At 42.0% G+C, this 14,017-nt stretch carries 8 protein-coding genes and 2 tRNA genes; 5 read left to right on the plus strand and 5 right to left on the minus strand.

Annotated elements, in window-relative coordinates; all coding sequences use genetic code 11:
* The first annotated feature begins 28 nt into the window (after positions 1 to 28).
* Both BLU33_RS11540 and BLU33_RS11545 read left to right on the plus strand, forming a co-directional pair.
* A complete protein-coding gene (locus BLU33_RS11540; RefSeq protein ID WP_091372648.1) occupies positions 29 to 1,264 on the plus strand; it encodes a TCR/Tet family MFS transporter in 1,236 nt (411 codons plus the stop codon).
* A 17-nt stretch (positions 1,265 to 1,281) separates the two neighbouring features.
* Positions 1,282 to 1,707, plus strand: coding sequence for a helix-turn-helix domain-containing protein (locus BLU33_RS11545; RefSeq protein WP_091372651.1), 426 nt, complete (start codon positions 1,282 to 1,284; stop codon positions 1,705 to 1,707).
* Between the two features lie 9 nt (positions 1,708 to 1,716).
* Here the strand turns inward: BLU33_RS11545 and BLU33_RS11550 are convergent, their stop codons facing one another.
* Positions 1,717 to 2,310: a DUF502 domain-containing protein gene (locus BLU33_RS11550; RefSeq protein WP_091372654.1), complete on the minus strand. Its 594-nt coding sequence runs from the start codon at positions 2,308 to 2,310 to the stop codon at positions 1,717 to 1,719.
* Between the two features lie 6 nt (positions 2,311 to 2,316).
* Positions 2,317 to 4,779, minus strand: a complete 2,463-nt coding sequence (locus BLU33_RS11555; protein WP_091372658.1) for a bifunctional UDP-N-acetylmuramoyl-tripeptide:D-alanyl-D-alanine ligase/alanine racemase — start codon at positions 4,777 to 4,779, stop codon at positions 2,317 to 2,319.
* Between the two features lie 59 nt (positions 4,780 to 4,838).
* Between BLU33_RS11555 and BLU33_RS11560 the strand changes: the two genes are divergently transcribed.
* From BLU33_RS11560 to BLU33_RS11570, 3 genes are all read left to right on the plus strand, one after another.
* On the plus strand, positions 4,839 to 5,321 hold the full coding sequence (locus tag BLU33_RS11560; protein WP_091372661.1) for a regulatory protein RecX: 483 nt from the start codon (positions 4,839 to 4,841) through the stop codon (positions 5,319 to 5,321).
* A 135-nt stretch (positions 5,322 to 5,456) separates the two neighbouring features.
* Positions 5,457 to 5,529 (plus strand) — tRNA-Gly (locus tag BLU33_RS11565).
* A gap of 52 nt (positions 5,530 to 5,581) precedes the next feature.
* A tRNA-Leu gene (locus tag BLU33_RS11570) sits at positions 5,582 to 5,666 on the plus strand.
* A gap of 251 nt (positions 5,667 to 5,917) precedes the next feature.
* Here BLU33_RS11570 and galA read toward each other — a convergent pair.
* The 3 genes from galA to BLU33_RS11585 all read right to left on the minus strand — a co-directional run bounded on the left by galA (position 5,918) and on the right by BLU33_RS11585 (position 13,837).
* Complete coding sequence (gene galA, locus BLU33_RS11575) at positions 5,918 to 8,797, minus strand: beta-galactosidase GalA (protein ID WP_091372664.1); 2,880 nt, start codon at positions 8,795 to 8,797, stop codon at positions 5,918 to 5,920.
* 272 nt (positions 8,798 to 9,069) lie between these two features.
* On the minus strand, positions 9,070 to 10,671 hold the full coding sequence (locus tag BLU33_RS11580; RefSeq protein WP_091372665.1) for a RagB/SusD family nutrient uptake outer membrane protein: 1,602 nt from the start codon (positions 10,669 to 10,671) through the stop codon (positions 9,070 to 9,072).
* 22 nt (positions 10,672 to 10,693) lie between these two features.
* Positions 10,694 to 13,837, minus strand: a complete 3,144-nt coding sequence (locus BLU33_RS11585; protein WP_091372668.1) for a SusC/RagA family TonB-linked outer membrane protein — start codon at positions 13,835 to 13,837, stop codon at positions 10,694 to 10,696.
* Between the last annotated feature and the right edge of the window lie 180 nt (positions 13,838 to 14,017).

Genomic DNA, 14,017 nt, shown 5'->3' on the forward strand with positions numbered 1-14,017 from the left:
TTCCCTGTCAATTATTATTTTCTCTCGAATGGATCAGGAACCAAAAGTTAAAACCTCAGCCGCTTTACGTTTTATATTTGTCACCATATTTATTGATGTGATGGGTTTGGCTATCATCATCCCGGTGATACCTAACTTATTGAAGCAATTGGGAAATGTGGATTATTCGGTAGCTTCTGAGCTTAATGGCTGGCTAACCTTTACCTATGCCACCATGCAGATCCTCTTCTCGCCTGTAATGGGTAATCTTAGTGATCGTTTCGGCAGGCGACCCATTCTGCTCATATCCTTATTAGGCTTTTGTGTTGATTATACATTCATGGCCTTTGCACCTACTGTATTCTGGCTATTCGTAGGGCGAACAATTGCCGGCATAACCGGTGCAACCATGTCCACGGCAACTGCATATATAGCCGATATAAGCACCGGCGATAAAAGAGCGGCTAACTTTGGCATTGTTGGTGCAGCATCGGGCCTGGGCTTTATCATAGGTGTTTCTGGCGGGGCATTCCTGGGCGATATCAATATTAAATTCCCTTTTATGGTGGCAGCAGGTGCTGCCCTCTTTAATGCCTTTTATGGCTATTTCGTTTTGCCTGAATCGCTGGACAAAGAACACCGTCGCAAATTTGAGTGGAAACGCGCTAATCCGATAGGCTCATTTATGCAGCTTAGCAAATATTCCGCATTAACCGGTTTGGCAATTGCCTTTACATTGGTTTATATAGCACAAAAAGCAGTTGAATACCAAATGCCTTTTTATGTGTATGAAAAGTTTCAATGGACAATGAGAAGTGTTGGGTGTCTTGGCCTTTTTATTGGTTTTCTGCTGATATGTATCCAGGGCTGGCTCATCCGTTACCTTATACCCAAATGGGGATTAAAGAAGAATATCATATTGGGCTTAATTTCCTACGGCGTAGGATTAACATTAATTGCATTTGCGGGCCAGGGCTGGCAGGTTTATATTTTCATGGTTCCTTATTGCTTTGGCGGCATATCCGGCCCGGCATTGCAGGGATTTATAACCAGTAAATTTGGGGCAAGTGAGCAAGGTGAATTACAAGGCGGATTAACATTACTTTCGAGTATAAGCCTGGTAGTTGGGCCACTGATTATGGGTTACAGTTTTAAATTTTTTACGCATAAAGATTCATCAGTTTATTTCCCCGGCTCGCCTTATATACTTGGAGCATTATTAATATTAATTAGTGTGTTACTGGTTGTTAGAAGCTTTAAAAAAGATATTACTTTAACAACTTAATTTCATAAGTTTGATTAATGAAACAACTGATCATTAGTTTCGAGTTGCTGATTATTGCTATCCTGGTATTGCTTTTACTTGCCCGGGTTGATCAATTTTATAGCGCTTCTATTGATGATATATGGATAGTTGTTTTTAGCCTGGCATTTATAACAACAGGTGTCATCATCATCAAAAGTGTAATAAAAAAACATTCATCCATAGTTCAGCAAAGGCCATCATTAATAAACCATGATCAAATGGCCAAAGCTGGTATCAGCGATCGCGAAGGCGAGATATTATTGCTGATTGATGAAGGCCTCAGCAATGAGCAAATTGCAGGCAAGCTATTTATTGCGGAAAGTACTGTTAAAAGACATCTAACCCGTGTATCCAAAAAGCTGCATACCGATTGCCGTACAGGATCGGTAAAAAAGGCTAAAGAAATGTCAATTCTTTTATAAAAGGCACCGTTAATCCAACCCGCTTACGCCGCCCGATATCACAAACTTCATCACTTCTGCAGCGCTTTTATCTATGGGATGCACTTTATCTGCAGATATGATAACTACCTGACCTGCAAATGAATAGGAATAAGGAAAGTAAACAGCAACCTCGCCGGGTAAATCTAATGTGGCCATGTCTTTTTTAACCAGAAAACCAATCTTTTTCAAGCCAAATTCATTTACGTCAACCAAAACAGGCTCGTTAAATTTCTTTTCCTCGCCAACAAATGCTTCTGTCAGGTCCTTTATCGATGAGTATAGAAACTTGAACAAAGGCAGGCGGTTGAGCCAACGGTTAAACCACTGCTTTATAGGTTCGGTTATAACATTTGTAACTAAAACCCCGGCTATAAGAATGATGAGTATTACGTTTACAATACCCAGTCCCGGAATATAAATAGGCTTGCCTTTACTGTCTTCAATAAAATTACTACTTAGGTTCAGGGAGTTATCAATTTTCGCTACTGCCCAGTAAATCAGAAAAATAGCTACCCCCAGGGGTACTACAATCAGCAGACCTTTAACAAAATAATTAAGCAATGCTTTAGCAACTCTTCTCATAAAATTCTACTCATAAAAGTACACTCTTTTTACGCGTTGCGAAACATTAGTTAATATTTCATACGGAATAGTGCCAATTTGGGCGGCAAGTTCTTCAATCCTAAGCTCTTCATTAAAAACAGTTACCTCATCCCCTTCGCGTATATCCGGCACGGTGCTAACATCAAGCATACACATATCCATTGATATATTGCCTACTGTTGGCACCCGTACCCCCCTTATCATCATTTTGCCAACGCCATTACCAAACGCGCGCAAATAGCCATCGGCATAACCTATACGAATGGTGGCTATTTTGCCATTCTTGGCCAGGCGACCATTGCGGCCATAGCCAATAGTCTCGCCGGCAGGCACCTTTTTAACCTGCGATACACTTGTTTTTAAACCGGCTATCGGCTGCAAAGCATTTTCAGAAGCAGGCACAGCTGAGTCGATCCCATATAGGCCAATCCCCAGTCTCACCATATCATACTGGGCTGCTGGCCAACGCGTTATGCCAGATGTATTACTTAAATGCTTAATGAGCTTATAACCAAGTGCTTTCTCTACCTGCTTATAGGCTTTCTCAAATTTTGCTATCTGTTTTAATGTAAATGCATCGTGTTTCGGAGCTTCACTGGCTGCCAGGTGCGAAAATATTGATTTTACCTGCACATAAATATTTTCTTCCAAAAGATCGCATAAGGCTTCAATCTCAAAATCCTCAAAACCGAGCCTGTGCATACCAGTATCTATCTTTAGGTGAACAGGATAATTTACCAGCCCTGCAGATTGTGCATATTTAATAAAATCATCAAACAGGCCAAAACTGTATATCACAGGCTCCAGTTTATATTCATCCAGCTTATCAAATGCCGATACTTCCGGATTCATTATCACAATAGGCAAGGTAATACCTGTTTGCCTGAGCGTAACACCCTCATCAATATAAGCTACTGCCAGGTAATCAACCTTATTGTATTGCAACATATTGGCCACCTCGAAAGTGCCGCTGCCATACGAAAAGGCCTTAACCATTGCCATAACTTTAACCCCCGGCTTTAGCTTTGATTTATAAAAGTTAAGATTGTTAAGCAGCGTATTCAGGTTAATTTCAAGCACTGTTTCATGCCCTTTTTGCACTAATGCACGGCTCACCCGTTCAAACTCAAAGCTACGCGAACCTTTTATCAGGATATCTTCATTCCTGAAATTGAGTTTGCCCAGATCTTTTAGCAAAGCTGCCGTATCATGGAAAAAGTGTTTCTCTGGCACATCAAAATTCTCCTGATGATTAAACAGCGCGCCCCCCACTCCTACAAATTTATCTATCTTTTTAGCACTGATAAGATTTGCCACTTGTGCATACAATACATCCTCCTCTAAGCCCGACTGGAATATATCCGATAGTATTAAAGTCTTTTTTTGATGCTGATTTTGCTGCCCTAAAAAATTAAGCGCAATCTCTAATGATTGCACATCCGAGTTATAGGAATCATCAATAATAGAGCAATCATGAATGCCATTTTTAAGCTCCAGGCGCATGCTTACGGGTGCTAATCGCTCTATACGCTTATCAGCCTCAACTGGACTATACCCCATTGCCAGCATGGTTGCCCAGCAGGTAATCGCATTTTCAACCGAGGCTTCATCCATAAATGGCACCAGGCATTCAATCTCATGGCCCTTGTATTTAGCGCGCAGATAAAAGTTCCTGCTAATTACCGCTTCACTAAAAACATACAGGTCGGCTTGCTTAAATTTCTGGCTCCAGGTAAAACATTCAGCTTTGATACTTTTCTGGTAATCGATCAGCTGATCATAGTTATGGATAACGAGCCTACAATGCTTAAATAAGCCCAGTTTTTCCTTTATCTTTTGATCGCGCGATTCAAAACCCTCATCATGTGCCGAACCTATGTGCGTTAATATGCCTATCTCAGGCTTAATTATAGCCTCAAGGCGATGCATTTCGCCGATGGTTGATATTCCGGCTTCAAAAATACCCAGCTCATTCTTATCGCTTATTTGCCATACCGAAAGCGGCACCCCTATTTGTGAGTTATAGCTTTTAGGGTTGCGCACAATATTATGATCTGCCGCCATTAATTGGTAAAGCCACTCTTTTACTATAGTTTTACCGTTGCTGCCTGTTATGCCAATCACTTTTAGTTTAAATTGACTACGATGATAAGCGGCTAATGTTTGTAAAGCAGTTAGTACATCATCAACAATTAAAAAATTAGCGCCGGGCATTTTTATTTCGGGGCCATGCTTTACCACAAAATTGCGTACACCAGCTGCATAAGCCTCGGCAATAAACTCGTGGCCGTTCCTCCTGCCGCTCAATGCAAAAAACAAAGCTTCCGCTGCATTATTAATCCGGCGGCTATCCGTAAGTAAAACACTTATGCTATTTTCACTTACAATAGCCCCGTTGGCATTTATGATCTCTTTTATTTTAGTTATGGTATATTGGCTGTTAAGCATGGCACTAATTTGATTATATTTCTGCCAATAGAAGAATTTTTATCGAATTTTGGTTTTAAATGGATCAGCCCAAGCCCCCTAAAATTACCGACGAAAAAGTAGCCTTGACCAAAGCCGAAGCTTTTTGCGCCTACCAGGAGCGATCGCAGCATGAGGTACGCAATAAACTTTATGAATGGGGACTGTGGACGGACGCTGTTGAAAATATCATCATCCAGCTTATTGGCAATAACTTTTTAAGCGAAGAACGCTTTACCAAAGCCTATGTAACCGGCAAGTTCAAGCAAAAAAGTTGGGGGAAAATAAAAATAAAACAGGGCCTTAAACTAAAAAAAGTACCCGATGGGCTTATAAAAAAGGCGCTGCAAACCATTGATGGCGACGAATACCTGGATACATTGAACAGGTTATTGAGTAAAAAAGCGACCTCCCTCACCGAGAAAGACCCTTATAAACGCAGGTATAAGCTGCAACAGTATGCTTTTAGCCGCGGATATGAAATTGATATCATAAATGATATTTTGAAAACCAGCGAGTTATAAATTTTTATAAAAAAAGTGAAAATTTTCCTTGCAGGATATTCAATTCTGCCTATATTTGCACTCCCAACAACGAAGAGGCGGTTTAGCTTAGAGAGTTGAAAGGAAAAGAGTAGAAAAATACGATACTCTTACCATGCGAAAGTAGCTCAGTTGGTAGAGCACGACCTTGCCAAGGTCGGGGTCGCGAGTTCGAATCTCGTCTTTCGCTCAAATCCCTTCCCACAAAAAGAAGGGATTTATTGTTAAAGGTTTAGACACCTGCTCAGATGGTGGAACTGGTAGACACGCAGGACTTAAAATCCTGTTCCCGTAAACGGAGTGCGGGTTCGATTCCCGCTCTGAGTACTGAACGGGAAAGACGATTTGGCAATCGATCTTTCCCGTTTTTTTTACCCCCTAATACATTGTTAATCTGAAACATAAGTGCAACTGCCTCGTTCAATCTTCCGGTTCGATATTCACTTTTTTCAAATCGCAGTTTTTCCCGAAATATCGAACCAAGTATCTACTGGTCGACCGTTAGTGTTCACCTAAATAATTCGATACCCATTGCATGATTTTGAAAACACACATTTTTGCTCAAAGCTTTATTAACACTATCTATTTGCTGCCGTAATTTCAATGGTGTGCTCTTTTAAGCCTGGCGATGCTGCTTTTAAAATGATTGTACCCGGCTGGCCGGTTGATTGTACAATAACCTGGGCATAACCATTAAATAGCTTTCTTTTATATGGCAATGCCGGATAAACTAACTGGATTAAGCCCGGATCGGTATTGACATCAGCCCATATATTTGCTTTGAGCAATGGAGTGGCAACTATGGCAATGGTATTAGATCCCGGATGCAGCAATGAGGCATCGAGTTTAAATTCATGCCTTTCATTGTCATCGTTTATCTGATGGGCTATCTCTTTGCCATTAATAAAAATGCTTTCCGTTTTGCCTATACTTTTACTGAAAAAAGTAGCAGTCGTGAATGTACCATCAGCCGGAATATTAAAACTCGCCCTATATACCAAAGCTTTCACCCTTTGTCCAAACGCATCATCCCTGGTATCTTTAAACGCATTTTGCCAACCACTATCGTCGTACCCCGCAGCCACTTCAGCAGTCACATTTAAATCGTCCACAAACTTTTCTTTTAAATTGCCGATATCGATCAGATCGCCCCGTTCTAAATATTGATCAGGCTCATGCGAAGTTTGATTTCCGTTACCTACCCCTATAATTTTACCGGGACCATTAATTGAAAAACCGATCTCATTATCAGCTGTAGGCACCACCAAATTGTTTTTGTCGGTTGCTTTTACTGTTATTATAGCAATATCCTTTCCATCAGCTTTGATTACAGGTTGATTAGCCTGTAACTTTATCTGATCCGGGCTTGAAGTAGTTTTAACCACGTCGGAACCAGCTTTTAAGCCTTTTTTATAGCCTATAGCCTCCAGCGTTCCGGGTTCATACTTCACCTGCCATTCCAGGTGGCCATTTGGTTCCATAGCTTTTTTACCAAGACTTTTCTTATTCAGAAAAAGTTCAACCTCATCACAATTACTATAGGCGCATACCCTTATTTCCTGGCCTTCTTTACCTTGCCAGTTCCAGTGCGGCAGCAAGTGTACTACTGTTTGATCCGTCCACCATGATTTTAAATAGTAATAGTCATCCTTTGGGAAACCACAAGCATCGAGCATACCAAAATACGACTCAATCGAAGGCCATCCAAAAGGCACGGGTTCGCCCCGGTAATCAAAACCTGTCCATATAAACATTCCAGCCAGGTACGGGCGCGCGGCATAATATTTCCAGCCTTGTTCCAAACTATAAAAAAAATCATTTTGCTTTCGATCGTATGCGGCAAGCTGATGTTTGCTCATATCGTCCACATAAATACCCCTCGATGTTACGGTCGATCCTTCCTCTGTACCCCAGCTAAATTGATTAGGATACTTCTTATGCTGCTCATCGGTATTTTTGGTAGCTATATAATTATACCCTAACAAATCTATCGTAGTTGAAATTCCCGAACCAATACCACCGCTTATGGCTGCTGTAATATAACGGGTTGAATCAACCGACTTTGCGAAAGCCTGCATAGTACCTGCGATACGGGCCCCTGTAATATTACCTTCAATGGCCCATTCTTCGTTTCCTATAGACCAACTGATAATGCATGGATGATTACGATCGCGCAGGATCATCGTTTTCAGGTCATTTAATTCAGTTGATGCTACGCCCATCGAACGATTTTCGTCAATGACCACCATACCCAACCGGTCACAGGCATCCAGCAGTTCCGGAGTTGGCGGATTATGGGAACAGCGATAGGCATTGCATCCCATGCTTTTTAAGGTATGGATGCGAAAATCCTGTAAGGCATCGGGCATAGCTGTGCCCACACCGGCATGGTCCTGATGGTTGTCAGTTCCCTTTATCTCAACACGCTTACCGTTCAGAAAAAACCCAGCGTTAGCATCGAATCTTATAGTGCGTATTCCGAATGTTGTTATATAGCTGTCAACAACAGCACCGTTCTCTTCAACAGTAGTGAGCAGCTTGTGCAAGTAAGGCGTTTCTATTGACCATAACTTGGGATGAGCAACAGCTAAAACGCCTTTTACATCCTGAGACGCAAAAGGCTTTAAAGTGAGTCCCGTTATCCTACTCGTCGCGAGCGCCTTGCCATTGGTGTCAATGATAGTTTGTGTAACACTAAAACTTCTTTCTTTTTTATCATCATTTATTACAGTAGCCGTAGCTGAAACACCCGCAATGTTGTTTTTAACCTGGGTTGTGACATACGTTCCATTGGTTTGGATATGCAATTGATCTGTTTTATTGAGCCAAACATGGCGGTATATACCGGCTCCCTCATAAAACCAGCCTTCTTCCATTGTCACATCAACCCGCACAGCGATTATGTTGTCACCACCATAATTTAAATACTCGGAAATATTGTATTCAAAGCTGTTATAACCACTAGCCTCGGTACCCAAATAATGACCGTTAACCCAAACTATGCTGTTACGAAAAACACCATCAAAAGCAATAGAAATATGTTTGCCAAGGTCAGCAGCCGGAACAAAAAATGCTTTGCGATACCAGCCAACGCTCGCTTCAGGAAAATTACGCCCTATAGCCTTTGATCCATGGCTTGTGCTGCCTTTGGGGCTAAAGGGCAGTTCAACCGCCCAATCGTGCGGCAGGTTAATTTTTCTCCAGCCCCTATCATCAAACTGCGGCGACGCCGCGCCATCCCCATATCCGGCCTTCGCAAAATAAGAGAATCCGCCCGTACCGTTGTTAAAATCTTTTGCAGGATCATAGGCGTGTCCCAACGCAAACCGCCAGTCATTGTCCATTGACAAATGCTCACGTTTTGATGAAGATACTGAAGATTGTGCATATATGCCTGTTTTTATTATTAAGAGTAACAGTACGAGATGTGCCCTTTTGATTATATATTTATTTTTCATTTGCCAATTATGAGGTATTGAAAATACAATGCCTGTTAAAATAATGTTTATTTTTTTTCGATAGCATTTGTTTTTAACAAATACTCATTTTATGATTTGGGCAAAACTATTGAAGATGGCATTGAATGAGCTGGTACAAAAGTCAATAAATAGTGTGTAAAATGTTCAAATTGCTACAAACCCTCTTGCTTAAAGTGCTTGGGGTGTTTGTTGCAAAAAAGCCCGCAACGATTAATGTTGCGGGCTTTGATCAATTATAAAACCAACACTAACTAATTCCAGTCACCTGAAATATCTTTTGCAACTGTACCATTTGCATTCTTCTCGGCTAAAGGAATTGGGAACAGCACATTTTTATCCTGAAATGGTTGTGTACCGTCCTCAATTTGCCTTTCAGTATTTATAGTTTGCTTCGCAATGCCCCAACGTATCAGGTCAAAATAACGGCTTTGTTCACCGGTTAGTTCTAACTGCCTTTCCCGCATTAAGATGGTCATGGCTTCAGTCTGACTACCCAGTGAGGTGTAAAGCGGAGCATTGACGCTTGGCCTGCTGCGCACCTGATTAATCAATGCTAATGGTTGCGTTCCCGTATTTCCCTGCTGTATGTAGGCTTCTGCCAGCATAAGCAATACATCAGCATAACGTATTACCTGGCCGTTTATACCACTCTGCGGTCCGCCAAAAGTGGCAACTTTGTTATAGTATTCGTATTTAAGCCACATATACCCTTTTGTGGCGTAAGGATAAGCCACAGGTCCAGTCGAACATTGCTGACAATATTGTGTTTGCCCCCCGCTCGCGGCATCACCATAAAAGGTAAAGGCTGCACGTGGATCTACGTAATTTACAGAAGGGTTTTGTGGATTCGGGTACGTAAATGCCTTTACAGCAGTTGTAGTAATATAAACGTTGCTCCAATCATTAAATCCGTATTCCTGCGCACGGTCTGAATGTGTCGCTTTTCCGCCCCAGGTTTCCTGACCACCAAAAAGATAGTATTGATTACCTATGCCCCAATCTGTCCATTGCTGGTTCATCACCTGGAAGATGGTTTCAGGGTTCAAAGTCGGATTATCCTGGTTCGGATCATCAAAAAGGTTGTTATATACAGGCGCAAGTGCATAAGTGAAAGGCGCCTGGGTCAACTTCGTAAGTTCCGTTTGTGCCTGGCCCCATTTTTTCTCATATAAATATGATTTACCCAAAAGCGCCACCGCAGCACCTTGTGTAGCACGTCCATAATTAGCAGCAGCATATGTTACGGGAAGACCCTTCTCTGCATCTTGCAGGTCTTTTTCAATTAACGCCCATACATCGGCAACAGGTGATCTCGGCAGGTTAATTTCTGCAGGGGTTGGCTGCGCTATAAACTGCGTATGCAAAGGCACCCGCCCGTACAAATTAACGAGTTGAAAATAAGCATAAGCACGCAAAAATTTGGCCTCGCCAATATATTGCGCCTGGTCAGTTGTTTCTGTGGCATTAGCCGGCTTCCATGCATTCTGCGCACGATCAATAACGACATTGGCGCGTGCTATTATTTGGTATAAAGATGACCAGTTTTCGTCCATAATGTCAAGATCCGGACCAAAATTATACTGGGCTAATTGCAGGAGGTCACCTACCAGGGGCTGGTTGTTTTTGGCATCATAACCCAGCAAATCAAAAGTATAATACCACTCACGGGCCCATAAACCAGTATGCAATAAACCCGCATAAGTGGCTATAACAGCCTGGTTTATGGCAGCATCACTGGTAAAATAAGTATCATAAGTGTAAGCGCTCTTATTAACCAGACTTAAATCTTTTTTACACCCTATGGAGAGGATCAAAAGCCCTCCCGTCATAAAGAATTTTATATATTTTTTCATAATAGTATCTTTAAAATGTTATTTAAAATCCTGCTTGTATCCCGAATAAAAATGTGCGCGGCTGCGGAATTTGACCCGTATCAATGCCGCGGTTAAAAATAGTATCGTAGGTATTGTTATCACCGTTAACTGTGCTTAATTCAGGATCATACCCTTTATAGCCGGTTATGGTAAACAAATTTTCCGCAGCAATATATAGGCGCAATCTGCTTACCACATTACCCGAAAATGATTGTAAGGCTGCTTTTGTAAGCGTATAACCCAGGGTTACGTTACGGGCACGTAAATAAGCTCCATTTTGTATAAAGAAATCCGATGGTCTTAAGTTTCCCGATCCTGTTGCATCCTGGCCTGCTCTCGGCAGGGCTGCATTGTCGCCGGATTGTTCCCACCTATTTAATATAGCGGTTGAGGCGTTATGCCCTGTTGCTGCGAAATCCAGTGTGGTTAGCAGCGAATTGCCAATTTGTACACCCTGCACACCTGATAATACAACATTAAGGTCGAAATTATGGTAAGTAGCACCCAAATTAATCCCATATATAAACTTCGGAATTGAACTCCCTAAAAACTGCTGATCCTTCGAGTCAACGACCCCGTCACCGTTCAGATCCTTATATATAAAGTCGCCTGGAAGCAGCCCTGTTTGATAAACGGCAGTTGGGTTGCCGGTTTTTTGCTGTGCCGCTTTATTTAATGCATCAATTTGAGCCTGGGTGCTGGCTACACCAGCAACCTTATAACCCCAAAATGCGCCAATAGGTGTGCCCGGCTGGGTCAATGTCTCCACACCGGAGGCTCCGCCAATTATCGGGGTTGGCGACTGGGTGCCTAACGATAGTGTTTTATTATTGTTATAGGCACCATTTACACTCACATTATAGCTAAAGCCATTTTTAACCTCAGAGCGGTAACCTAACTGAAATTCAAAACCTTTGTTTTGTGCATCCGCAGCGTTCACTATCTCGCTGCTACCGGAAGTATTTATACCCACTCCTAAACTTGGTGGCAGGGGTATTGCTACTATCAACCCACTGCTTTTTCGGTTATAGTAATCGGCTGTAAATGTTATTTGATTGTTGAGAAACGCCAAATCAATTCCGGCATCGGTTTGGTCGGTTGTTTCCCAATGTAACGACGGGTTGGCGATTGTGGTAACTGTTGTTCCGGTGACGAATTGTTCGTTCTGGCCTAAAGAATATACCAGGTTTCCGGTAGGTGATCCGCTAAAGGTAAATACGTTGGTATTTGTCAGGCCAAACTTGTTGTTACCTGTCCGTCCCCATCCTACGCGCAGTTTACCATCGCTGATAAATGGCAAAGCCTTTTTGATGAAGTCTTCCTGACTAAAGCGCCATGCGAAACCTGCACCCGGAAAATTACCATAACGGCTTAAAGGACCAAAGTTGGATGATCCATCCCGCCTTATACTGGCTGAAAAAATATACTTATCGTCATAAGAATAAATCAAACGTCCGTAATAAGATTGTGCATCGCCAAATTCAGTGTAATAACCTGAGGAATTACCCGTGCTGGTTATGGTTGGGGCTACACCAATGTCCTTTACAGCGTCGGTTAGCATCCCGGTACCTAATACACTAAGACTTTTAGAACTGCCGGCATCGATATAGCTCGTGCCCGCTGTCAATGAAATATTATTTTTCCCAAAGCTATGATTGTAAGATAAATAATTCTCAATTGTATAATTGGAGAAGTTGCCATAACTGCGGCCCGCCTGCCGATCGTAAGCCAGGTTATTGGAAGTCACGTAGGGTATCTGATAAGAATCGCTTACGCTGCTGCCATATACTCCTGACGCCTGTGAACGGAAAGTTAAACCATCAATAATTCTTACTTCGCCAAATACTTGTGGAAATAATACCATCTCATGGCTGCTTTCTGTTTGTACACCCAATGGCTGCAAAGGGTTTACAGCATTGCTGTTGTCATCCACATTGGTAAGAATGGAGTAACCGCCCGGGATCGAAGAATCATACACAGGTTGATAAGGTGCATAGGTAAGAGCGTTACCTACACTCGCTGTTTGGCCCTGGGTTACGGTGTACCTTAAATTTAAAGTTTCCCCGAAATGAAAACGGCCTAATTTTTCTTCCAGTCCAAAGCGGCTGTTAAGCCTGTCAAAATCATAATCTTTAACTATGGCCTGCTGCGTTACATATCCTGTAGACAAGTTATAAGTAACCTTGTCATTTCCGCCGCTTACACTAATATCATTTTGAGTTGATACAGCTGTTTTAAAGATTTCCTTTTGCCAGTTGGTTCTATCAACCAGAACATAAGGGGTGTTGAGTTTTGCCGGTACCGGAACATTGTTCGAAGCATCAATATCCTGAAGGAGCTTTACATATTCAGGGGAGTTTAGCAGACCAAGTTCCTTCGGCACATTTGAAATACCTGCCTGCGACGTAAATGATATTTGAGTGGGTCCTGCCTTTCCTTTTTTTGTGGTAATCATAACAACTCCATTAGCTGCCGCAACACCATATATAGCCGTAGAGGCGGCGTCCTTTAATATGGTTATGTTTTCGATATCCTGTGGGCTGATCGTATTAAAGAGGTTAGCATCTCCCTGTATACCGTCAATTACGTAAAGTGGGCTAACATCTGTAAATGAGCCGGTACCACGTATAATAATCTGTGCGTTTGCGCCCGGCACACCGCTTGCCTGTACCACCTGAACGCCTGGAGCTTTACCTATTAATAATTGCGCGGGGCTTACTGATGTAGTCGAACCTGCATCTTTTGCGGCCACGACATCAACAGAACTTATCAGGTCTTTTTTGCGGGCGGTACCATAGCCTATTACTACTACTTCGTTAAGATTATTAGATGCTTTAGATAAGGCTACATCAAGTTTACCCGATACAGGAACAGCTATTTCCTTTTTATCATAGCCGATAAAAGAAAAAATCAATACACTGCCCTGCGCAGCATTTATGGAATAAGACCCATCGGCATTTGTACTTACGGCCTCTGCCGTACCGTTTAATTTAACAGTTACACCAGGTAAGGGGGAACCATCATCTTTGTCTGAAACCCTTCCTGTAATTTTCCCGGTTTGGGAATAACCCGGCGGACTTATCATGACAATTGATAAGGTCATCCCGAAAAAAATCAGGAATCGTGCTAGTAATTTTCTTTTCATGAATTTAAAATTTAAGTGAACTATTGGTTGATTATTTAGGAATACTTAGGATAGGAATAGCTGACCGTAAGAAATTTTGGTGAAAAATATTTATCGGTTTTGCATATGCAATCGATTGTCGAACTTCGACATCATAAAGCCTATCACAGCTTATTAGTGATCTTTTTAACATATCATTAA

Source organism: Mucilaginibacter mallensis, from assembly GCF_900105165.1.
Taxonomy (GTDB): Bacteria; Bacteroidota; Bacteroidia; order Sphingobacteriales; family Sphingobacteriaceae; genus Mucilaginibacter; species Mucilaginibacter mallensis.